The following is a 22,382-nucleotide window of genomic DNA, read 5'->3' as shown; positions in this document are numbered from 1 at the left end:
CAGATCGCTCTCCAGAAGCTGCTAGTCCGCTTTCGTGAAGAGTTTCGGGCGCCGGCAGGCGTACGAAAGTCCCCGAGGAAGGAACCCGCGTTCCGTCATGGGGCGCTGCAGCCTTGCTCGTTACTCGGCATCGCCCGGGTACGTCGCGTCGAGCGTCACGATCTGCCGCCCTCTCCAACCACGTGCTCGAGCTGACGGCGGGCGGCGACGGGCAGTATCAGTCGAGCCCGGCTAGGCGCAATCCTTCGATATAGCGCGCGCGATCCTTTTCGTGGATGATGGGGTGGTATTTCTCGACCCAATCCACGGACACGGATGGATGTAGGCGCCGCGTTTGTGACAGCGCGTGGGTGGCGGCCGCGTGATCGCCCGCCATGCCTGCGGAGGCGGCGTAGGTGCGCCAGGCCGTCCCGAAATTCTGCCTGAGATCCACAGCCCGCCGCTCGAACTCGGCTGCCTCGACATAACGCCCGGCCATGAAATGACAGAGCCCGATGACGGAAAGGCTTCCCGCCTGCGTGAAGTCGCGCGGGCTGAGCCGGTCGGCAAGCGCGACATGGTGCAGGCCGTCGTCGGGCATGCCGGCATAGGCATAGGTCGATCCAAGGATCATGTGCGCGTAGGCGAGGCTCGGATTGAGGGTGATCGCCTCAGATAGGGCTTTCACGGCGGGATCGAAACGGCGCGAGGCCATATGCACGAAGCCCGCGGCGAAGTGCGTCCAAGGGTCTTCCGGATCGCTGCGGATCGCCCGTTGCGCCATGTCGTGGGCGGTCGGCAAGGTGGCTTCGGCATCAGCCAGTCCAAGCATCACCTTTGCGCCGAGGCCCCAGGCTACCAGGCAGTTGGCGCGTGGATAGTCGGGGTCGATGTCGATAGCTTTTTTCAGCAGCCGCTCGGCGATCTCGAAATCCGGCATCGAACCCCAGGTCCAGACATAGGGCATCGCCTTCATCACGAACCCCCAGGCGTCTAGGCTGCCGGGCGACCGGCTCTGGAAACGCTCCTGCTCGGCCACGTAGAGTCTGGGCTCGATGGCACCGATCACGCTTTGGGCGATCTCGTCCTGCAGCGCGAAGAAATCGGCGATTTCGGCATCATAACGCTCCGCCCATATCTGGCGCCCGGTGTTGGCATCGCTCAACCTGGCATTAATCCTGAGCCGCTGTCCGGAACGGCGCACGCTCCCATCGAGCACATAGCGCACGCCAAGTTCGCGCCCGATATGCTTCACGTCGACCGCTTTACCGCCATAGGTGAAGGAAGAGTTGCGGGCCGAAACGAAGAGCCAGCGCAGCCGCGCAAGGCGAGTGATGATGTCTTCGGCGAGACCGTCGCCGAAATATTGCTGCTCGGTGTCGTCACTGAGATTCGCAAAGGGCAGCACGGCAATGGAGGGCCCGGCCTCCTCCTTGTCGGATGGGGTCGAGGTCGCGTCGAGGGACTCTACCGCGCCGCCGAAGCGGTACCCGATCCGTGGGACGGTTGCGATCCACTCGGTATCGTCGGACGCCGGCCCAAGCAGTTTGCGCAGCAATGCGATTTGGACGGAGAGGTTGCTTTCCTCCACCGCCGCGCGCGGCCATGCCGCGTCCATGAGCTCTGCCTTGGACAGAACCTCGCCGGCTCGCATCACCAGCGCTGCCAGCAGCAACACACCGCGATAGCCGACGGGAACGGGAAGGCCTTGCCGGAGCAGCGTCCCTGCCTCCGGATTGAGCTCGAACGGGCCGAAGGCAAAACGCTTCCCCATCATGGAACAAACTAACATCTTTTTGGAGCTTCTCGGAACTATTCGGCCATGCGCCCGCGACCTTGCCGCGCGCCGGGCTCACCCTGTCGCAGTGTTTCGAGACAGGAGAGCCGAGATGTCCGCTGTTGTTTTCTACCGTATCGGGTTTGAGACCGAGACCACCCAGGTAACCCCGGTGAGCACTCCGCGCCCCCGCGTCGAAGAGTTTCGCGCAGCCCTTGATCACTATATGGCGGCCTACATCGCCTGTCAGAAGCGCCGCACGAAGGCCAGGAATGCCGCGTCTGTCGGCGGCCGCCGCGACCGTTCTTTCGCATGTCACCTGCGCAGCAATGGCCATCAAGATTGATATTGATCCGGTGACGGCTTTCGCCTGCTCGGCTTGGCTCCAAAAGGTTTTGCGTCTTTACGCGCGCCTGTCGAGCATTTGTCTCAACATATGAAGGACCAGCCGCAGGATAGGGCAGTGACGTCCCTCCTATGCCGAGGCGGGATGGCGCCCGGGCGTTCCGACCATGACGACGAGATGGAAAGGGGATGGCTTTTGCCATCCCCCACCAGTGGTCTCTATCTGTGGCCACGCTGCCCTATTCGAGCAGATCGGGTCGTTGCCTGAGGATGCGGTGGCAGAGCGGCTGGCATTGAAACCAGCCCGCTGTGGGCGTTCCGTTCACCGCGCGAGCGGCTCGGGCGTTGGCCGGATCGACCTGCAGCGGCGTCCCCACGCTCTCGGCGAGGAACTGCGCCTGGCAACAGCGTTCCATTGAAATGAACCACCAGACTGCTTCGTCGACACTCTCACCGACCGTAAGCAGACCGTGATTGCGCAGGATCGCCGCTTTGTGAGCACCAAGGCACTCGGCGATCCGCGCCGCCTCGATTGCCTCGGTGATCAGCACCCGCGTGTCATCGAAAAAGACGTGATCCTCATAGAACGCGCAGGCGTCTTGCGTGATCGGATCGAGCAGCCGGCCCACCGCCGACCACGCCTTGCCATAGATGGAGTGGGCGTGCGCGGCCGCGACGACATCCGGCCGCGCCGTATGGATCTGATGGTGAATGGCGAATGCGGCTACATTGACCGGCATCGTGCCCTCGACCACATCGCCGGAGCCGTCGACGCGAATGAGGTCCGAGACGGTGATATGTGCGAAATGCATGCCGAACGGATTGACCCAGAATGTATCGGCGAATTCCGGATCACGTGCCGTGATATGTCCGGCAACGCCTTCGCTGAAGCCCAACTCCGCGAATATGCGGAAGCCAGCAGCGAGCCGCTCCTTTCGGTGTTGCCGCTCCTGCTCCAGAGTTTCGAAGCGCGGCGGCCCCCGCCGTTTGAAAAACGGTTCATAGGCCTGCTGTTTGCGGATGGCTAAATCGCTTTCAGTGTCTGGAATTGACTTGACGACGTTCATGGCGCGCCCTCCTTGGGGTCTGCACCGTCGGCGTGACGGCACGCCTCAGATTGGGGAAGCTTCTTGCGCGCGTCTCGAAGGCTGCATCAAGTGTTCCGAATTCTTCCGAATGGATACCGAAAAGAGTTGAGTGTCGCGGCAATGATCTGAATTTCACCTTGCGCCGGATCGAAGCCACGCTTGCCGGCACCGGACTGTCGCGACGCGACATTGTCTCCTGCACCTGTTATCTCGTGCGCAAGGAAGACCTCCCCGGCTTCAACCAGGCGTATCACGCCTTCTTCAGTGAAGACACCCTGCCGGTCCGCACGACTGTGGTAGCCGATCTGGTTCTCGATGCGTTGCTCGAAATTTCGATTATCGCACAGTGCTCAGACAAGTGATTGCGCATGGGCGAGTTTGTCATCCTTGGCGCCGGCATGATCGGTATGACGACCGCGCTTGCACTGCAAGAATGGGGGAACGAGGTCATTGTCAGCGACCGTCGGCAACCCGGCGGTGGGGCAAGCTACGGAAATGCCGGGATTGTTCAGGTCGAGGTGATGGAGCCCTATGCATTTCTGCGGGCCCCGCTTGATGTACTGCGTTTGGCACTAGGGTTCGGCAACGATGTCAGGTACCATCTTGCGGCTTTGCCATCCGCGGCACTGCCGCTCGCCCTGTACTATCTCAACTCTGCCCCCCGAAGGTATCGGACAATTTCCGCAATCTATCGGCAATTGATTGGCCGCTGCGGCGCGGATCACGACAAGCTGATCGCGGAAGCCGGCGCAGAACACTTTTTCAGCAGGCGCGGCTATATCCAGATGCATCGCGACGCCCGTGAGCTCGATGCGGATGCCGCGCAGGCGGAACGCTACACCAAGGACTTTGGTGTTCAGTCGCACATCTTGAACAATCAGGCGTTGAGACGCGAGGAGCCCTGCTTGAAAAAGGATCTTGCGGGCGCTGTGCATTGGCAAGAAAGCCGAAGTTGCGCTGATCCGGGCGGGCTCGTCGCGGCGTATGCAGCGCTTTTTCGCCATCGCGGTGGCAACCTGCTGGAAGAAGAAGTGCAGTCACTGACGCAGCCTGCTTCCGGCTGGCACGCTCACTTGCGGAATGGGCGTCGCCTGTCCTCCGAAAACGTCGTCATTGCGCTCGGAGCTTGGTCGCCGTCGCTACTCAAGCCGTTGGCAGTTTCCATACCCATGGTTCGCAAGCGCGGTTACCACAGTCACTACCAGGCCGATCGCCTTCCAGGCAGGCCGTTGTTCGATGTCGCGGCCTCTGCCCTCTACTTCCCGATGAGACAAGGGCGCCGGTTGACGACGGGCGCCGAGATCGCGCGCTTCCCCTCGGCAAAGACGCCCCGACAACTGGCCCATGCCGAACCCATGGCGCGCGAGGCGATCGATTTCGGTGAAGCCGTCGAGCCTGAGCCTTGGGCAGGCTGGCGACCATGCATGCCGGACATGCTTCCGGTCGCTGGCGCCGTCTCGGAAAAGCCCGGCCTATGGTGTAATTTTGGCCACGGCCATCAGGAATTTACGCTGGGACCCACAAGCGCCCGGCTGTTATCGGAACTGGTACACGGCAGAGCCCAAGATAAGGTTTCTCAAGCTTTGTCACCTGGCCGATACCTCTGAACCACGGGCATGCCTGCGACAGGCATCCCGTCACTTTTGACTGTGTGCTTATATCTCTGATATCGCAGCGTCGGCTTGCTCTGAACAAGAACTAGATTAAACCTGACAGGGTTTTGGATGGTGCGCATTCTCTAGTCGTCGTGTAAATCTCCGGTCCGTGAAATCTCCTTCGACTGCTTTGGCGCGCTTCAAGCCCCGGCGAATCGCGGGTACCGTTGCTTTGAAGCTGCCGCGCGCCGAGGTGCGAGCTGGAGAGGGGAGCTCCGACTGGGGCACGTGGCCTCATCAACGCTGTGGATGTTCTCCGATGTGTCTGCGCCAATCCTCGATGAATGTACTTCGCTGGATTTCGTCCTGTGCGGCAAGAAGCGCCGGGCCGATGCGGATGGGGCGACCGATCCCCGAGTCAATCAATGCCTCGGGTCCGTCGACGCCGACGGGCAGGGGGGCGTCCTCGGCAAAGAAGAATGAAGCGTCCATCGCGACCTGCCGGCCGCGAGCCGACAGGAGATAGTTAAGGAAACGCTTCCCGAGATCTGGGTGGGCCGCAGCAGCGGGAATCAAGGCACCCCGCGACAGGATGAGCGCGTAGTCCCGGGGCAGCACGATGCGCAGATCTGGATTGGCGAGCACCGCCGCATAGGCGTAGGAGCCGAGCACGTTGTAGGCGATGCTGATCCGCCCCGCTGCAAGCTCGCCAAGCACTTCATTGTTGCAGCAGCGCACGATGGTTTCCACGCGGCTCAGAGCTTCGAGCAGTCGCCCGTTTGCTGTAGGCGCCTGGCGGGAATCGTAGAATGCCAAAAGATAGCCGATGCCGGAAGCTTGGATATCGTAGGTTCCTATGCGTGTGCGGTAGGCTTCGGGCTTTCGGCGCAGGAGTTCCAAAAGCGCGTCGTGACTTCTCGGCACATCCTCGGGCGGAACCCAGCGCCGGTCGTAAACGAACACGACGGGTTCGAACGTGAAACCGAAAACCTCGTCCCGCCAATTCGCCCAGTCTCGCACCCCCCGTGTTTCAGGCGAGTCGTGCCGTTGGGCGCAGCCATCGTTGGCGAGCCGAACCAACTGGTCGACCGACGAGGAGAGGAGGATGTCCGCCTCGGAGGTCCCCGCTCTGCATGCGTCCCGTGCCTCGCGGAAAAGATCGTTGGTGACGTAGTCTACGTAGTCGATCCGGATGTTAGGGTCGAGTGCCTGGAAATCGCGCAGCAGCGGTCGCATGGCCTCGAGATCCGTCGCCGCGTGGATCACCAGGTGGCCCGTCTCCTTCGCTCTCGCGGGGAAAGTCTCGCGTTCACCTTCCAGGGCGCCGGCAAGGGTGGGGACCACCAGCCAGGCGAGCCCGACGAGCGCGAGGGTGCGAATGCGCGCTGTCATGGCTGTCCTCCCACTAGCGGCAACTCCAGGTAGACACAAAACGGCTCGTTTTCAGATCGCTTACGGAAACCGAGCTGGCCACGCAAGACCGTCGCGACTTCCGACGCGATGGCGAAACCGAGCCCTGAGGACCCGCGCGCATCGGGGCTTCGCGAATAGAAGCGGCTGATGACATTCGGCCAATCGTCCTCCTTGATCCCCGGTCCATCGTCGATCACCTCGATTCGGCCGAAATTTTCTCGCTGACGCACACGCACCTCCAATTTGGCGATCGCGCCATGACGCAGCGCATTATCGATGACGTTGACGACCGCCTCCCGAAGGCTGAGGACGTCGCCCATCGCCATGAGGTCTTCATCTGCCGGCTCGAAGGAGACGATAATGTCGGGATCCACAGTGATCGGGACGGCGTTACGAAATGCCATGCGCGCGACATCGTTCAGCGAGACGGGCGCGAGCTGGACTGAGTCGAAGCGGTGGATGACCATTGCATGGTTGAGAAGCTGATTGGTGAAGCCCGCCAATTCGAGAGTGCGGCTTTGAACGCGCTTCAGATGGCGGCGATCTTCCGGCGCAAGCTTCTGTTCGTCGATCAGGCTCACCTGGGCGGAAAGCGCCGTCAGCGGCGTGCGGATCTGGTGGGCGCTGTCGGCGATGTAGCGCTGTAGCAGTTTAATGCGCTCGTCGAGGCGGATGATGAAGTAGTTGATGGACGTCACGAAGGGGGACAGTTCGTCGGGCACCGCGACCGTGAGAGGTGTAAGATCCTGCGGGTCGCGCTGCCGCAGCGCGGCGGCAAGGTCATCGACCGGTCGCAGCGAGTAACGCACCGCCAGCGCTGTCCCGGCGACGGCGAAGAGGCTCATCAGCGCGACCAGCATCGTCGCCCGCGCCGTCAGCTCCGAGGCGAGCGCATGGCGGGCCTCGACAGTCTGCGCCACGACGACATAGGCCCAGCCCGGCCCTTCGGGCATGCTCATGGCGTGCGACACGGTTACAGTGCGCACCGGGGCGCCCAGATAGGCGTCATCGCCGAAGATGGGGGCGGCACGGCTCGCGGAAAGGTCCGCCTTGGCTGCCAGATCGGCATAGCCGGTAAGGGTCGCGCCGGAAGGGTCGATGACCCGGTAGAAGATGCGGTCGTCATTGGCGAGCCCGAGAAGTTCGAACGCCGAGGGCGGAAGGATGAACCGGAGATTTCCGTCGGCGACGCTGAGGCTTTCGCTCATCTGGAAGGCGGCGCCGAGGAGCAGTCGGTCATAGGCATCGTCCGCGGCGGCGCGCGCGTAAATCCAGGCGGCGGTGATGAGTGTTCCCGCACCCAGCGCCAGAACGACGCCGACGCGCCCCATGAGGCGGGAGAACAACGAACTTCTATGCGGCATCGTCGGAGACCAGTTGATAGCCGCTGCCCCTGAGTGTGACGATCCGCGCGCGCGCGCCCTCCAGTTTCTTGCGCAGGCGCCCTATATAGAGTTCGATTGCGTTCTCGCCCGCAGCCTCCTCGAAGCCGAACAACTGGTCCAGCAGTTCATCCTTGCTGAAGACCTTGCCGGGGCGCGAAGCGAGGATCTCGAGCAAGACGATCTCGCGGCGCTTAAGCTGGATCTCGCGCTTGCCTACCATCACATTGCGGTTGGCGCGATCGAGGCTGATATCGCCGCAAACGATCACGTTGGTCGGCTCGCCGCCGCTTCGCCGTCGCAGAAGGACGCGCGCCCTCGCCTCCAACTCGCGAAAATCGAAAGGTTTGACCAGATAGTCGTCGGCGCCGAGATCGAGCGCACTGACCCGGTCGTCCACCTCGGAGCGGGCCGTCAGCACGAGGACGGGGACGCCGCTCCCGGACTGGCGCAGCTTCCTGAGGATGGAGAAGCCGTCGACGCCGGGGAGCATGACGTCGAGGATGACGAGGTCGTATTCGGTGAAGTTCAGGATTTCGGATGCGGCAACCCCATCGGTCTCCCAGTCGACGGTGTGGCCCGTCTGCTGAAAGCGCCGGCTAATGGCTTCGCCCACGTCATGAGTGTCTTCGACCAAGAGAATACGCACGTCTCATGATTGCACGCGTCCGGGCCTCCAACAAGTTGATGAAGGACCCGTTCGCACCTTCGGCAGGAGCGTGACAGGATGGTGACAGGAACGCGGGTTACTTCTGATCCTGCCGGCCCGGTGGAGAGCGAAGGGGCCGGTCCGGGAGGAAATCAGACATGTCCACTGACATGCCAGGCCAAATGGTCTGATGCAGTCAGCGGCGTGCGGAATTCTCTCGTTACCGCTCAAGATTCCGTGGGAGGAACCCTATGAAACAAGTTTTCAGCAGTGCCCTTTTTGGCGCGGCGATGGCCGCTCTGGCATTTGCAGCATCCGCAAAGGCGGAACCGACGAAGCCGGAATGCCTTGCCGGCGCTAAGCCCGGCGGCGGCTTCGACTTGACCTGCCGACTTGCGGCTAATGCTCTGCTCGAGACGAAGCAGATTTCCAAGCCCATGGCCGTCACCTACATGGAAGGCGGAGTTGGCGCCGTCGCTTACAATCACGTCATCGGCAAGCGCGGCAAGGACGGCAACGTGATCACCGCGGCGTCTTCCGGATCAGCGCTGCTTCTCGCCCAGGGCAAGTTCGGCCAGTATGATGAGAACGCCGTGCGCTGGCTCGGTGCGCTCGGCGCCGACTATGGCGTGCTCGTCGTCGCGGCGGATTCGCCCTACAAGTCACTCGGCGAACTGGTCGAGGCCTACAAGGCCGATCCGGCTAGCTTTGCAATTGCCGGTGGCGGCGCCGTGGGCTCGCAGGACTGGATGAAGGGTTCGCTGCTCGCCAAGGCGGCCGGCCAAGAGCCCAAATCCATGCGCTATGTCGCGCTTGAAGGCGGTGGCGCGGTTCTGACCGCCCTCGAAGGCGGCCATGTGAAAGTCGGTTCGGGCGATGCGGCTGAGATGGTCAAGCACCATGTTGCCGGCAAGATCCGCATCCTTGCGGTCATGTCGCCGGAACGTCTGCCGGGTGACCTTGCGGATGTTCCAACAGCGCATGAACAAGGCTTCGACATCGATTGGCCGGTCTGGCGCGGTTACTATGTCGGCAAGGACGTCTCGGATGCGGATTACGACTGGTGGGTGGATGCTTTCAAGAAAGCTTCCGAAACGTCGGAATTCGCCAAGGAGCGTGAAGCGCGGGGCCTGTTCGAGTTCACCCTGCTTGGCAAGGACTTCGAGGAGCGCGTGAAGACGGATGTCGCCCGCTTCAAGATCCTCGCCAAGGAAGCCGGCATGTAATGCGATGCCCTCGCATACTCCCGTCAAGACACAAGGCGGAGGACCCTCGCCATCGGCATGCCGATGGCGCGGGTCGGAAAGCGAGGAAGGCAGCGGACATCGGCCGCGGTCTCGGAAATAAAGGAATGCCCATGTCTGATGAATCGCATCCCTCTCCGCGGGCTGTGCAGGTGATCGGCCGCGGCGCAGCCACATGTCTGCTCGCGCTTGCCGTCGCCTACGGCATTGGCGGAGGCGTCATCGAATACTCCTTCTCCTCCGATCCCCTCGGCCCGCGGGTCTTTCCAATAGCGCTTGCCGTGGTGCTCGGCCTGCTTGCTGTCTGGTATTTCTTCTCGCCTGGCCCTGCGGAGGGTTTTCCGTCCGGCGCTCTGCTTGCCCGCGTGCTTGCGCTGCCGGTTCTCCTGGTCGTTTCCGTCGTCCTGTTCGAATCGGTAGGCTTTGCTGTTTCCATTTTCATCCTAACGCTCGGCTCCGCAGTTATCTTCGGTGCGCCGCCGGGTAAGGCGCTTATCGGAGCGGCCGGCCATGCCACCCTCTGGTGGGTCATCTTCTCCTACCTGCTGGAAGTCTACCTGCCGGTCGGCACGCTATTCAGAGGCTGAGACAGGTCGGAATCGGAAAGGTCAATTCCATGAACCTCGAATATCTCTGGCAGGGCTTTGGGGTCGCTCTGACCGGACAGAATCTGCTCATCGGCTTAATCGGCTGCTTCATCGGTACGCTCGTCGGCGCAATGCCAGCCATTGGCCCCATAAACGGTATAGCGCTGCTGCTTCCCATTGCCTATACGATGGGCCTGCCAGCGGAGAGCACCATGATCCTGCTCGCGGCAATCTATTGCGGCGCCGAATATGGCGGCCGCATTTCCTCGATCTTGCTGAATGTGCCAGGGGATGCCGGCGCCGTCATGACGGCAATGGACGGCTATCCCATGGCACGCCAGGGGCGTGCAGGAGAAGCACTCGCCCTCTCCGGCCTCGCCTCCTTTCTGGGCGGCATACTCGGTTCCATTGGCCTCGCGCTGTTCGCGCCCCTGCTGGCGGGTCTGGCGATCGGTTTTGGCCCCGCCGAATACTTTGTGCTGATGATGTTTGCCTTTGCGACACTGGGTTCGATGGTCGGCAGCTATCCTGCGAAGACGCTCATCGGCTGCACGCTCGGCCTGATGCTGGCAACGGTCGGTCTTGACGCAACGTCTGGCGCCTACCGCTTCACCTTCAGTGAGCCGGAGCTTGGCGATGGCATCGAGTTCGTCGTGCTCGTCATCGGCTTGTTCTCGATCTCCGAAGCGCTGATCATCCTGGAAAACCAGGGCCGCGGCATGACTGTAATCCGTGAACTGGGTCGGATGACCGCACGCATGAGCGACATCGTGAAATGCACCGGCACGACCCTGCGCAGCTCACTCATCGGCTTCGTCATCGGTGTTCTGCCGGGTACGGGCGCCTCGGTCTCCAGCGCCATCTCCTACACGACAGCCAAGCGCTTATCCGATACTGAAGGAACCTTCGGCAAGGGCGACGTGCGTGGCCTCGCCGCGCCCGAAGCCGCCAACAACGCGACGGCCTGCGGCGCCTTCGTGCCCATGTTGACGCTCGGTGTTCCCGGTTCGGGCACCACCGCCGTCATGCTTGGCGCGCTGATGCTCTACAACATCCAGCCGGGCCCGATGCTACTCACCGAACGGCCCGAGATCGTGGGCGGTCTCGTCGCCTCGCTATTTGTAGGCAACCTGATCCTGCTGGCGCTCAACCTCCCGCTCGTCCAGATATTCGCTCGCGTCCTGACCGTGCCGAACTGGCTGCTCGTACCGGGCATCCTGGTCCTGTCGGTGGTCGGCGTCTATTCCACTCACTCGTCGGTCTTCTCTATCTTCCTGATGATGAGCATCGGCATGGTGGGGTGGCTGCTGCGTAAGGCGGGCTTCGAGATGGCGCCGATCATCCTCGGCTTCGTACTGGGCCGGCTGATGGAGGTGAACCTGCGCAATGCTTTGGCGATCAGCGGCGGTGATCCGTCTATCCTCTTCAGCAGTACCATCTGCAACCTGCTCTGGGTTCTGGCCGCGGCCGTCGCCATCTTGCCTTTCTACCTGTCGCGGCGCTCCCGCCGGCGCAAGATGCTGATGGCCACCGAATGATGGGGCCGCCAGGCGAGCAGCGCCTTCCGTCAGCTCAAGTGGTCGATGCGCTGCGGTCGATCTGTCCAAGTTCGGGTTGGGTGCCGATTGGGCGGATCGGGATCGAGCAACTGCTTGCTCTCGTCAACGACGACAATGACAAGCATACCGGCTAGCGCGCGGGTGGGAATCTGTCATGTGTCAACCTTTGGTCTCCAGATATTCCAGAGATACCCCGTTGCCAATCAGCGGTTTCATCATTCATCAAGTCCAACCAGCGAGCGCATCAGCGTTGCTCTTGCCGAAGCCAGATGCGCTTCGCAGGCTCGCTCAATCCGCTCGCAGTCGCGGCTTTCAAGGGCGTCGATATAGGAGAGATGCTCAAGGATCGCCGCTTGGTTGCGCTGCTTCTCGTCCCGCTTGTTCCACTGATAGTGATAGTGAAAAATGAAGGTAATGATGTCATAGAAATCGTCGATAAAGCGGTTCGGCGAAGCTTCGTTTATGAGGCGATGAAACCGGTTGTCGAGACCCGAGAAGTCCTGAAAGCGGCTTTCAATCCGCTTTAGTAGTTCGGTATGGGCGCTCTTGAGCGCTGCGAGTTTTCCCCAAAGTGGCGAGTTGTCAGGCTGCCTTGAGAACAAATGCGCCGACCGCAACTCGAACATCACCCGAATCTCGAACAGTTCGAGGGCGAAGTCTTCTGTGAACCCCTTGAAGAGCCAGCCGGTATTCGGCCTTTTTTCCAGCAATCCAAATCGGCTGAAGCGGATGAGGAACTCGCGAATGCCGTTGGTCGCAACGCCGAATTGCCGCGCGAGCTCGAGTTCGTTGATGCTGGTGCCGGGTCTGGTGTCACCCCGCAGCATCCATTCCATGAACTGCTCTTCGACATGCTTGGCACGTGACGTGGTTTCGGCGTCGGGATAGTAGTCGCTATCCTCCACCGCACGGCCTGCCATCCTGACGCCGCTGCGCTCGGCGATAAGTTCGCGGTGAGCAAGTTCCTGCAGGACCTTTCGGACCGTCGTGCGGCTTACTCCCACTCGCCGTCTGAGCTCATTTTCTGAGGGCAGTTCGCCAGTCAATTGTCCATCGCGCAGCATGGTGGCGGCGCGGTTGAAAGCCTTCTTGTAGACAGTGTCTGTTCGCATCGGACTTGCCTCTCACCAACCTTGTTCTTTTTGCATGAACTTTATCCATAAAAAACAACTTGACCAAGTGGGGGTTGATTGTTTTTTATCGATAAGAGGAAGCTGAAATACAGTCTTGGTTCTGACGCTCCAAGCTTAGGTAAGCCTGGGCGGGGAGGGGGTTTTGCCCAAAACGGAAAACACCGGCACCGCTGTCAGCGAAGCCTCAATGCTGAGGCCGAAGAAGGCGGGCGCCCTCCCTGGCCTGGCGCTCGGCCTAGCATTGCTGAGCGCTGGTCCGGTCGTCATCTTGGTGTTGCTGATAATCGTCCTCAGCTTCCTGTCCCCGTATTTCCTGACAGGGCGCAATCTCAGCAACATCCTCGCCCAGACCGCCGTCATCTCGGTGGTTGCGATGGGACAGCATCTGGTCATCCTGACCCGCGGCATTGATCTTTCCGTTGGCTCGAACCTGGCACTAGCCTCCGTCGTGGGCGCCCTCAGCTTTCATGCCGGCGCCCCTGCTTTCGTGGTGATCGCGGTAATGATCGCCTCGGGTGCTGCGGTCGGCGCCATCAACGGGCTCTTCTACGTCTTCGGGCGGCTGCCGCATCCTTTCATCATTACGCTGGCGACATTGAGCATCGCCAAAGGCTTGGCGCTTCAACTGGCCGATGGGCGCGCCATTCCTGGAATGCCGGATTCGATAGATGCGCTTGGGCGCGATGCGGTCTGGGGTCTGCCCGGATCGGTTTTTGTCGTTGCAGGCGTTGCCGCGGTCCTTTTCGCCGTGGCCAAGACGATGGTCTGGGGGCGGTGGATTTACGCCGTCGGCGGTCGACCCGACGCCGCCTTGCGCATGGGCATTCCTGTGTCCTGGGTCCTGGTTTCGGTCTATGTAATCTCAGGGCTGTGCGCCGGCATCGGCGCGGTCCTACTCGCCGGTCGCACCGATGCCGGTTCCCCTTTGTTCGGCAATTTGCTCGAACTGGATACGATTGCGGCGGTGATCATCGGCGGCGCCAGTTTTCTTGGCGGCCGCGGCCATCTCGGCCATGCCTTGATCGGCGCCATCATGATTGGCGTCATCCGCAACGCACTCAACCTGCTCAACGTGAACGTCTTCTTCCAGCTCATTGTCATCGGCGTGGTCATCGTCATCGCGGTCGAGTCCGACGTGCTGCGCAACTATCTCGAAGGGCGTGTGCGTGTCATGCAGGCTGGGAGGCAGCCATGACCGCCGTTGCGGCCAACGCCGATCGTGCCGCCACTGCCGACCAACCCGTGCTGGCCGTACGCAGTGCTACCAAGCGTTTCGGTTCGGTTCTGGCCCTGGACGATGTCAATATCGAAGTGCGCCAAGGCGAGATCGTCGGCCTGCTCGGCGACAATGGCGCGGGCAAGTCGACGCTGACCAAATGCATCAGTGGTGTGCACCAACTCGATGCCGGCGCGATCCTTCTGGACGGTGCGCTAACGCAGATACGCTCCCCTGCGGATGCGCGCTTCGCCGGCATCGAGACCGTCTATCAAGACCTGGCGCTGTTCGACAATCTGACGCCGGGACAAAACTTCTTTGCCGGTCGCGAGTTGGCCTGGCCGCAATGGCTTCCTCGCGGCCTGCGATTTCTGCAGCAGCGCAGGATGGATGCCGAGACCCGCGTTCTGTTGGCAAACCTCAAGGTTTCGCTACCTCGATTGGATGCCGTCGTCGCCATGATGTCGGGTGGACAAAGGCAAGCCATCGCCGTGGCCCGGTCCACCGTATTTGCCCGCAAGGTGGTCATCCTGGATGAGCCGACCGCTGCACTGGGTCTGCGTGAATCACGCCAAGTGCTCAATCTGGTTGCAGCGCTCCGCGACCAGGGCAATGCCGTGATCATGATAACTCACAATATGGAGCATGTCGTCGAACTCGCCGATCGCGCCGTGGTGCTTCGCCAGGGCCGCAAGGTCGGCGAGCTGGTGCCGACAAGGCACAACAAACAAGAGCTGGTTTCCATGATCGTTGGAGCCTGATCCGTTCGAGATTTTGGGGACCGCTGCGGCCCTCAAATGCCTGAAGCGTTTCCCGCCGGGAGGCGTCTCAATTCAAGGGAGGAATGGAATGCCAATCAACTCAAAACTGTTCGCTGGGCTGGCGATCGCCATTGCGGTTGCGGTGCCGGCTTCGGCGGCCGACAAGATCAAGGTCGGCCTGATTACGAAATTTCCTGTGCCTTTCTACTCGACGATGGAGGATGCCGCCAAGAAATACGCGGCCGCTCATCCGGAGATCGAACTGGTCACCGGCCAGGGTCAGGCCGCGACCGACATCGAGGGCCAGATTGCGCTGATCGAGTCCATGATCACGCAAGGCGTCAAGGGCCTGGCTGTCACTCCGGTCGATCCGACGGTTGCGCCGGCGCTCGACAAGGCGGTCGCCGCCGGCATCAAGGTGGTTCTCGTCGACAACAGCATTCCCAACTGGAAAGGTCAGACGGCACTGGTCTCGACCAACAATCTCAACGGCGGCAAGATCGCCGGGGAGTACCTCAAGACCGTGCTGAAGAGTGGCGACAAGATCGGTATCCTGCAGGGCGTTCCCGGGGTGCCGGCACTGGACGACCGCGTCACCGGCATGATGCAGGGGTTGGGCGACGTCAAGGTCGACGTTGTCGGCAAGGGCGCAACCAACTGCACGCTCGAACTTGGCACGTCGGTGACCGAAGACATCCTCACCGCCAATCCCGATCTCAAGGCGATCTACTCGGCCTGTGGCCCGCCAATCCCAGGCGCCGTCAAGTCGATCAGCAATGCGGGCATGGCCAATCATAAGATCATACTGGTCGGCTTCGACGCCTGCTGCGGCGAGATCGAAGCGATCAAGTCGGGTGCGGAAGACGCCAGCGTAGCACAATTTCCGGCGAAGATGGGCGAGCTGGGCATCGACACTGTGGTCAAGGCGATCCGTGGAGAGGCCGTCGACGCCGATGTGGACACTGGCGCTGGCCTCGTAACGCCGCAGAACGTCAAGGACTTCGAATAGGCTCCCACACCTTGGCCCGGCGGTCTTCTCAACCGCCGGGTTCGTTTTGGAACACTCCAAGGAAGGTGATCCGCATGAAAGCGCTCGTTTGCCGACGACCCGGCGAACTGATCTTCGAAGATCGCTCCCCACCCGGCCCGCCGGAGGCAGGATGGGCGCTGGTCAGCATCAGCCATGTCGGAATATGTGGCACCGATTATCACATCTTCGAAGGCAAGCATCCCTATCTGGCCTATCCCCGTGTCATGGGGCATGAACTTGCAGGCACGGTGACAGCGATCGGGGAAGGCGCCCCTATCCGCATCGGCGAACGCGTCGTCGTAAATCCCTATTTTGCTTGCGGCAGATGCATAGCCTGCCGTCATGACAAGCCGAATTGCTGCACGGGGATCGAGGTGTTGGGCGTTCATCGCGACGGCGGTATGTGCGAAGAGTTGCTCGTGCCTGCCGACAATCTCTATCCGATCGGAGGATTGTCGCTCGACCATGCGGCAGCGATCGAATTCCTGGCCATCGGTGCCCACGCCGTGAGGCGCTCCAGGCTTGCTGCCGGTACACGTGCTCTGGTCATCGGTGCCGGCCCTATCGGACTCGGCACGGCTTTGTTTGCACGTATTGCCGGCCAGATAGTGACGATCATGGACGTCCGCCGGGAAAGGCTCGATTTCGCCGAAGGTCAACTCGGTTTTCCCGTTATCGATGGACTTTCGTTGTCACCCATCGACCTGGTGCGAGAGCGAACCGATGGCGAGTGTTTTGACCTCGTTTTCGATGCGACCGGCAATAAGGCGTCGATAGAGGCTGCTTTCGCTTATGTGGCGCATGGCGGCGCCTTGGTCATGGTCAGCGTCATCAAGGACGAGATCAGCTTTTCCGACCCCGAGTTCCACAAACGCGAGATGATGTTGATCGGCAGCCGCAACGCGCTTCGTGTCGACTTTGACCACGTCATGGCGGCAATGCACAATGACACCGTTCCCGTGGCCAAGCTTATAACGGACCGCACGACCCTGCGCGATAGCGTCCGCGATATCCCGCATTGGGTCAACCAAAAGTCGGGACTTATCAAGGCCGTGATAGCCGTTTAGCTGTTCACAGACGCTGCCTCCATCACAGATCCTCAAACCATTTGGCCTCGCCTGTCGAAGAAGTCACAGCCTCAAGAAAAACCCGCGCACGCCGTTGTGCGAGGCGAGCCAAGACGGGGCGCCTCTCAAGAGGCAGCCCCTGATTTATTTTCATGGGTGATGGTCAGAGCCGGCCTTGCGCGACTAGCTCGCGGGTGCGCTTCAGCGTCGACAGAAGGGCAGCCTTGTAGCCTTGGTCGCTGTCGAACTGCGCCTGTTCGGCCTGCTCCTCCGGGCCATCAGGCTCTTTGCCGCGCAGGCCGAGATAGCAGTAGAAGCGCAGATGGAGCGTGCCGTCGGCTTCCTCGAACAGTTCGTTGATGATCGCGCCCTCGCGCGGCCCGGTGGCTTGGAAGAATGTGACTTTGCTCTCCGGTTCCAGCGTGATGATCTCGCGCAGATCCGCACCCGCGATGGTCGCCTCGCGCACGAAATGCGTCGCGCTTTCTTCCACGACGTCGCAGCGCGTGCAGAGGCCGGGCGGCAGGAATTCGCGGGCGTCGCGAGCCTTGAGTTCCAGGCCGGCCCATGCTTGCGCACGGCTCAGCCTGGTCGCGCCTTCGGGATTCACCGGGACAGTGGCGGTTGAATAGATCATGGTCGTATCCTCTTTGTCGGGGTTGATGTCGGGTGGCAGGCTGCCCTTGGCGTCAGGCCGAGGCAGCGATTTCCGCAGCGAAGTCGCGATAGGTGCGCAGCGGACGGCCGAGCAACTTGGTCAGGCGGTCGACATCGCCGGCATCCGGCACCATGCCCTCGCTGATGAAGCGCTCGCCCATCAGGCGCATGTCGAGCGCCAGCCAGCCCGGCATGGACTGCCGCAGGTTCTGTTCGAAGCCTGCAAGGTCGTCGCCGGGGTAGGCGATCGGGCGACCCAGCACATCCGACCAGATCGCCGCGACGTCCGGGCCGGTCAGCGTGTCGGGACCGACGACGTTGATCCGTGTGAGCGGGAGGGCAATTTCGGCCTGCTCGCGGCGAAGCAGCTCGATCGCCGCGACCCCGGCTATGTCGCGCGCGTCGACCATTGCCAAGCCTTTGCTGCCGATCGGCATCGGATAGACGCCGTGGCCGAGGATCACGTCCTTGATCATGAACTCGTTGTTCATGAAGTAGGCGGGGCGAAGGATGGTGGCGTTGAGGCCCATCTGCTCGATCATGCGCTCGACCGCGAGCTTGCCGGCAAAGTGCGGCACGTTCACGTAAAGCTCGCCGTGCATCACCGACAGGTAGACGATCCGTTCGATGCCTGCCTCGCGGGCCAGGTTGAGCGCAACCAGCGCCTGGGTGAATTCATCCGCCACCACGGCGTTGAGCAGGAACAGGGTGGAAACGCCCGAGAAGGCGCTGCGCAGGGAATCGACGTCGAGCAGGTCGCCCTGCACGACGGCGGCGTCCGCAGGGAAGCTCGCCTTCGAGGGATCGCGGACAAGAGCACGGACGTCGGCGCCACGCTTGACGAGTTGGTCGACGACATGGCTGCCGACATTGCCGGTCGCGCCGGTAACGAGAATGGTCATGGGGTTCACTCCGGGTTGGGTCAAAAGACACCCTGTAAATGAGTGATCCACATTCGAACCGATAGACGCTATATCTGGACATGGCGTCTCAATGGTGGAACAGATGGATCTTCTCGCCCTCGCTGATTTCAACCTGGTTGCGCGGCACGGAGGGTTCGGCAAGGCGGCGCGCGCCGCGGGGCGCCCGAAAGCGACCCTGTCCCGCCGGGTCGCGGAACTGGAGGCCGCCCTCGAGTTGCGTCTGTTCGAGCGCGGGGCGCGCGCGCTGAAGCTCACCGAGGAAGGACGCGCGCTCTTCGAGCGGACGGGAGCGCTGCTGACCGAACTCGACGAAACCGCGACGGCGATAGCTTCGGGCGGACACACGCCGCGCGGCAGGCTGCGGATCAGCGCGCCGCTGCTCTTCTCCCAAACCGCCATGGGGAGGCTGGCCTCCGGGTTCGCGCTGAAATATCCTGAAGTCCGGCTCGAGGTCACGACGGAAGACCGGTCCGTCGATATGATCGAGGAGGGATATGACCTGGTGATCCGGGTAAATCCCGAGCCCGATGAAAGCCTTGTCGGACGGATTTTCCTGCGCGATCGGCTGGTCGTGGTCGCGAGCCCGGGCCTCGCCAGACCGCCCGACGATCTCGCCGTTCCGGCCATCGTGCGGGGGGCCGGCGACCGTATTGCAGCCTGGGACATCGTGGCGCCAGCCGGACGGTCACGCATCGCGATCGAGCCCGTCCTTCGCCTTTCGTCGCTCCTCATGATCCGCGATGCCGTGCGGACGGGAGTCGGCGCAGGACGTCTCCCGATCTCGCTTGTAAGTCACGATCTGGCAGCCGGAACGTTGATGCATTGGGGCGATGTCGACGGCCCAGACATCGCATTATGGACGCTCTATCCGTCCCGGCGCTTGCTGAGCGCCCGCGTGTCTGCGTTCCTCGGCCATTTGAAGGAAGCCTTTCCCAGGGGGACACCTGATGAATTGGCGGCCTACATCGGCGGATGAGACAGGATGATCGAAACGCCGTCTGGCGCTTCCGCCGGCGACCCTGTGTGGTTGGGAGCGGCAGCTTGTTGGTGGCCGGCCTAAAAGCAGACTGGCCGTTCCCGTCCAAAGGCGACATTAGAACATCTGCTCAGCAAAGACCGCTTCCGGCGCATTTGCGACGTACGTTGGACCACAAGGTAGCAGGCTCGGCCCTGAAATCATTGAAGATTTTTCGGACAGGGCGCTACCAAAGGCTAATGTTTTTACTGTGATTTCAATAGCTTATAAGTAGGTTGGTAGCGGGAGAGCGCTACCGCCTTTCCCCCCACTCATCCAGCTGCCAGTTCCGGCTTCGCTGCAACGGGTGAGTGGTTGAGGCTAGCGTATTTGGCTTTTAGATGCCATCAGCATCCAGAAATTGGCTTTGCGACGCACGACTCCGCGGCATTTCTCACCCGGTTTCATTTGGTATCGATCACATCGAAACCAGTATTGCTGGAACCGGACTGGTCGTCATCATATGGCGCCCTTCGCCGGGGGCTGTCGGTCCCGCATCCGCCTTACGGCGGCGCTATGCTGATGCTCCTTCGGCCGCCCCTGTTGAACCGGTCTCAGGGCCACGAACCTGCTCCAGCACCGAACTGACTTGTTTGCGCTTACGGACATTTCGGTGCCTCCACTTTGTACGCCCTTTTCACATTGGTCAGGAGAGCAGTGGGCTCTCCCGACGGAGAGTCCGAGAAGGGCCGGATTTTCAGCGACCGGTTGATAACGGAAAGAGAGGAGCAAAGCCTTTGCTCTCCTGCCGAAGAATTCCAGTACGGATCGCACCTACAGCGGAACCAACGTGCTTATCGTGGGGGGGTGCCGTCGTCGAAAGCGGATTTCCAACTCAAAGGTGTCTAACCTATCGACAGGGTCTCGCGCTCAGGAGGCGTACGGGGTGGCGATCTCGGCGCGAAAAATCATAGCTAGAGACCTTAGGTCGCTTCGGCCCGGCGAAGCAGAAGCTGCGCCGCCAGCCTGTCGAGGAAGGAGGCGATTGATTTAGCATCGGGGCCGCAGGCGCATCTGGCCGGCGCGCTAGCTGCCGGCGTTCAGGGCCTTTTCGATCTGTCGGGCCGAGGCCAGAGCATCATCAAAGCTCGGTGCCGCGCCGAAAATCATGGCGGTCGTGTTGGCGTAGTCGCGGGCGAGCGCATCCGCCATTTTTTTCGCAGGCTCGATCGCGAAGGTTCCGGGGACGGCGGAGGCCAGGTCGAAGTCCGGGCGATCGAAGAACATGCGGGCATGCCGCACGCAATCGGCGCCGAGATCGAGGTCGGCGAGCGCAGCCTTGCCGGTGTCCGATTGCACAAGGCAGTGCAGGTCGTAATAGTGGCGCGACACCCGCTGGCCCTCCTGTCGAAGTTCCCCGCGCTGCTCAAACCAGCGGCGCAACCCATGAGCAATGACCACCTTGTCCCAGAAGGTCCGCGCCGCCTCGATCGTCGTCACTTCGTGCACGGCCAGATCTGTGCCGGCCGCTTCCTCGGCGACATAGGGTGTGATCGTCAGCGGCCCGTGGGGATCGAGCGCCGATTTTGCGCCCGACTCGAGGCGTATGGCCGGTCGAACATATGCCCTGTCACGCGGCTCCACCTCTGGGTACCACAGCAGCAAGGTCTGTCCGTCGGGATCGGCGTCATCGACCTCCACGCGTCCTGCCCCATTGGTGACGTCGGCCAATTGAGCGGCGAGGAACGCGTTGAGCGGCCCGGTGATATAGGCGCGGCATGCGTTTCGAATGGCGTCGAGTTTGGCGCGGCGCTTTTTATTGGACAGCGCTTCGAGTTCTTCGACTGAGGCTGGCTCCTCGAGGTCGCCGCGGAACACGGTAACGTCGATGTCCTCGGAAAACCGCTTGATGAGGTCATAGCCTTTCGACAGCGAGGTGCCGCCCTTGAAGAGCAGCCGCGGCTCGCTCGCGGGCCGCTCGTGATAGAGCGCATTGAGTGTCCAGCAGACCCAGAAGTCTTTTTCCACATTGCCCACCGGAGCGCCAATGCGATTGGCCGTGGCGAGGAACAGGTCGAGCCTGTCGCGTGGTGGCGCGGCAATGATTTGGCGGTAAGCGTCAGTGCTCATGGCTTGCCTCGACCGAAGCATTGGGTACGAGCAACTCGCGCAAGAACTCCTGCATCCAGATCGGCACCGCGGAAAGCCCGCCGCGCAGGTCCTCGCGGATAGCCTCACCATGCTTCGGATCGTCAAGCAGGCGGCGCAACTCCGTGCGGATGCGTTCTCGTTCGCTCTCCTGGGCGAGCATGTCCTGCATCCAATGCAATGCCTGGACGACCCGCATCCCCGGCCGCCCAGACCAATAGAGGCGACTTGGCGCCGCGTATTTGAAGTGAATTTCCTGGGTGCCCAGCTTAATCGGTTTCAATCGCGCGTCGACCAGCACCTCGATCTTTGCCGGCACGGCCGTGGTGAGGCCCAAATCGTTGGCTGCCGTCATGCCATCGATGACGGCCCGCGCATTGTCGCGCCGGGTCACAGCCCGGATCACGGCCCGATAGTCGGGCACAGTCGCTCGCCCGGTCAGGCTGTTCGTCCGGGGTCGATCGTAGAGGCCACGATCGATCCGGCGCAGCTCATGGGCCGCCGCCAGCCGCTGCAGCGTCTTGTCGATCGCCGCACGCGCGCCCAGATCGGCGAAGTCCCCCGGCGTCCACACCTCGTCGGGCTTGGACTGGATGCGTGCAAGCACGCGCCTGCGAGTGTCGGTCTCAGGTGTCACCGTGATCATGTCCGAAATATGCCACAAGTTTCGGACAGCAGCAAGGGTTCAAAGTCCGAACAATGCAACAAGTTTCGGACAACGCTCGCGCAACGCCACGCTGCCCTGCCCGTGCCGAGTTCTACCACTGGGCCAAAGGTGGGCTGCGAGGTCGCCCGGTTCGCTCCGTTTGCGGAAATGGACATCGACGCGATGCGTGCAGTGGTCGCCGAGGGGGAGCGTCACCGAGACTGACGG

The 22,382-nt window shown here is 61.8% G+C and carries 21 protein-coding genes; 11 read left to right on the top strand and 10 right to left on the bottom strand.

Annotated elements, in window-relative coordinates; all coding sequences use genetic code 11:
- Positions 1-217: 217 nt before the first annotated feature.
- Positions 218-1,756: a winged helix-turn-helix domain-containing tetratricopeptide repeat protein gene (locus FJ418_RS02895; protein WP_181166817.1), complete on the bottom strand. Its 1,539-nt coding sequence runs from the start codon at positions 1,754-1,756 to the stop codon at positions 218-220.
- Positions 1,757-1,868: 112 nt separating this feature from the next.
- Between FJ418_RS02895 and FJ418_RS02890 the strand changes: the two genes are divergently transcribed.
- The gene (locus FJ418_RS02890; RefSeq protein ID WP_140708290.1) at positions 1,869-2,102 is read left to right on the top strand and encodes a hypothetical protein; all 234 of its coding nucleotides are present in this window, start codon (positions 1,869-1,871) and stop codon (positions 2,100-2,102) included.
- 238 nt (positions 2,103-2,340) lie between these two features.
- Here FJ418_RS02890 and FJ418_RS02885 read toward each other — a convergent pair whose 3' ends face one another.
- Complete coding sequence (locus tag FJ418_RS02885; RefSeq protein ID WP_140708288.1) at positions 2,341-3,168, bottom strand: class II aldolase/adducin family protein; 828 nt, start codon at positions 3,166-3,168, stop codon at positions 2,341-2,343.
- A gap of 32 nt (positions 3,169-3,200) precedes the next feature.
- Between FJ418_RS02885 and FJ418_RS02880 the strand changes: the two genes are divergently transcribed.
- Together FJ418_RS02880 and FJ418_RS02875 are read left to right on the top strand one after the other, a co-directional pair.
- Positions 3,201-3,551 (top strand): RidA family protein, encoded by a 351-nt coding sequence (locus FJ418_RS02880; RefSeq protein ID WP_140863413.1) that lies wholly within the window; start codon positions 3,201-3,203, stop codon positions 3,549-3,551.
- 6 nt (positions 3,552-3,557) lie between these two features.
- A complete protein-coding gene (locus FJ418_RS02875; RefSeq protein WP_140708284.1) occupies positions 3,558-4,796 on the top strand; it encodes an FAD-binding oxidoreductase in 1,239 nt (412 codons plus the stop codon).
- Between the two features lie 285 nt (positions 4,797-5,081).
- Here the strand turns inward: FJ418_RS02875 and FJ418_RS02870 are convergent, their stop codons facing one another.
- From FJ418_RS02870 to FJ418_RS02860, 3 genes are read right to left on the bottom strand one after another with little or no spacing between them, the layout of a single operon-like run.
- The gene (locus FJ418_RS02870; protein ID WP_140863411.1) at positions 5,082-6,176 is read right to left on the bottom strand and encodes an ABC transporter substrate-binding protein; all 1,095 of its coding nucleotides are present in this window, start codon (positions 6,174-6,176) and stop codon (positions 5,082-5,084) included.
- A complete protein-coding gene (locus FJ418_RS02865; protein WP_226892137.1) occupies positions 6,173-7,543 on the bottom strand; it encodes a sensor histidine kinase in 1,371 nt (456 codons plus the stop codon). Before FJ418_RS02865 ends, FJ418_RS02870 begins: the two co-directional genes overlap by 4 nt.
- 7 nt (positions 7,544-7,550) lie before the next feature.
- A complete protein-coding gene (locus tag FJ418_RS02860; RefSeq protein ID WP_140708278.1) occupies positions 7,551-8,228 on the bottom strand; it encodes a response regulator transcription factor in 678 nt (225 codons plus the stop codon).
- Between the two features lie 251 nt (positions 8,229-8,479).
- Between FJ418_RS02860 and FJ418_RS02855 the strand changes: the two genes are divergently transcribed.
- The 3 genes from FJ418_RS02855 (at position 8,480) to FJ418_RS02845 (ending at position 11,597) form a co-directional block, all read left to right on the top strand.
- Positions 8,480-9,454: a tripartite tricarboxylate transporter substrate-binding protein gene (locus tag FJ418_RS02855; RefSeq protein WP_140863410.1), complete on the top strand. Its 975-nt coding sequence runs from the start codon at positions 8,480-8,482 to the stop codon at positions 9,452-9,454.
- 131 nt (positions 9,455-9,585) lie between these two features.
- Complete coding sequence (locus FJ418_RS02850) at positions 9,586-10,059, top strand: tripartite tricarboxylate transporter TctB family protein (protein ID WP_140863408.1); 474 nt, start codon at positions 9,586-9,588, stop codon at positions 10,057-10,059.
- A gap of 29 nt (positions 10,060-10,088) precedes the next feature.
- Complete coding sequence (locus FJ418_RS02845) at positions 10,089-11,597, top strand: tripartite tricarboxylate transporter permease (RefSeq protein WP_140863406.1); 1,509 nt, start codon at positions 10,089-10,091, stop codon at positions 11,595-11,597.
- Between the two features lie 236 nt (positions 11,598-11,833).
- On the opposite strand, the gene FJ418_RS02840 is transcribed toward FJ418_RS02845, so the two are convergent.
- Positions 11,834-12,730, bottom strand: a complete 897-nt coding sequence (locus FJ418_RS02840; RefSeq protein ID WP_140708270.1) for a GntR family transcriptional regulator — start codon at positions 12,728-12,730, stop codon at positions 11,834-11,836.
- A gap of 208 nt (positions 12,731-12,938) precedes the next feature.
- Here FJ418_RS02840 and FJ418_RS02835 point away from each other — a divergent pair, with 208 nt between their 5' ends.
- The 4 genes from FJ418_RS02835 to FJ418_RS02820 all read left to right on the top strand — a co-directional run bounded on the left by FJ418_RS02835 (position 12,939) and on the right by FJ418_RS02820 (position 16,825).
- Positions 12,939-13,946: an ABC transporter permease gene (locus tag FJ418_RS02835; protein WP_140708403.1), complete on the top strand. Its 1,008-nt coding sequence runs from the start codon at positions 12,939-12,941 to the stop codon at positions 13,944-13,946.
- Entirely contained in the window at positions 13,943-14,728 is a 786-nt protein-coding gene (locus tag FJ418_RS02830) for an ATP-binding cassette domain-containing protein (RefSeq protein WP_140708268.1), read from the top strand. The genes FJ418_RS02835 and FJ418_RS02830 overlap by 4 nt, the downstream gene beginning before the upstream one ends.
- A gap of 88 nt (positions 14,729-14,816) precedes the next feature.
- Positions 14,817-15,737: a sugar ABC transporter substrate-binding protein gene (locus FJ418_RS02825; RefSeq protein WP_140863404.1), complete on the top strand. Its 921-nt coding sequence runs from the start codon at positions 14,817-14,819 to the stop codon at positions 15,735-15,737.
- Between the two features lie 74 nt (positions 15,738-15,811).
- Entirely contained in the window at positions 15,812-16,825 is a 1,014-nt protein-coding gene (locus FJ418_RS02820) for a zinc-binding alcohol dehydrogenase family protein (RefSeq protein ID WP_140708266.1), read from the top strand.
- Positions 16,826-16,988: 163 nt separating this feature from the next.
- Here the strand turns inward: FJ418_RS02820 and FJ418_RS02815 are convergent, their stop codons facing one another.
- Entirely contained in the window at positions 16,989-17,462 is a 474-nt protein-coding gene (locus FJ418_RS02815; RefSeq protein ID WP_140708264.1) for an SRPBCC family protein, read from the bottom strand.
- A 52-nt stretch (positions 17,463-17,514) separates the two neighbouring features.
- A complete protein-coding gene (locus FJ418_RS02810; RefSeq protein WP_140863402.1) occupies positions 17,515-18,384 on the bottom strand; it encodes an NmrA/HSCARG family protein in 870 nt (289 codons plus the stop codon).
- A 103-nt stretch (positions 18,385-18,487) separates the two neighbouring features.
- Here FJ418_RS02810 and FJ418_RS02805 point away from each other — a divergent pair, with 103 nt between their 5' ends.
- Positions 18,488-19,381, top strand: coding sequence for a LysR family transcriptional regulator (locus FJ418_RS02805; RefSeq protein ID WP_140708260.1), 894 nt, complete (start codon positions 18,488-18,490; stop codon positions 19,379-19,381).
- Between the two features lie 1,065 nt (positions 19,382-20,446).
- On the opposite strand, the gene FJ418_RS02800 is transcribed toward FJ418_RS02805, so the two are convergent.
- Entirely contained in the window at positions 20,447-21,490 is a 1,044-nt protein-coding gene (locus FJ418_RS02800; protein WP_140708258.1) for a nucleotidyl transferase AbiEii/AbiGii toxin family protein, read from the bottom strand.
- On the bottom strand, positions 21,480-22,154 hold the full coding sequence (locus FJ418_RS02795; protein ID WP_181166816.1) for a DUF6088 family protein: 675 nt from the start codon (positions 22,152-22,154) through the stop codon (positions 21,480-21,482). Before FJ418_RS02795 ends, FJ418_RS02800 begins: the two co-directional genes overlap by 11 nt.
- Positions 22,155-22,382: the final 228 nt, after the last annotated feature.

The organism is Mesorhizobium sp. B2-8-3 (assembly GCF_006440815.1).
Taxonomy (GTDB): domain Bacteria; phylum Pseudomonadota; class Alphaproteobacteria; order Rhizobiales; family Rhizobiaceae; genus Mesorhizobium.
The sequence above is the reverse complement of the archived record's forward strand: the minus strand, read 5'-3'. Positions and strand labels throughout refer to the sequence as shown.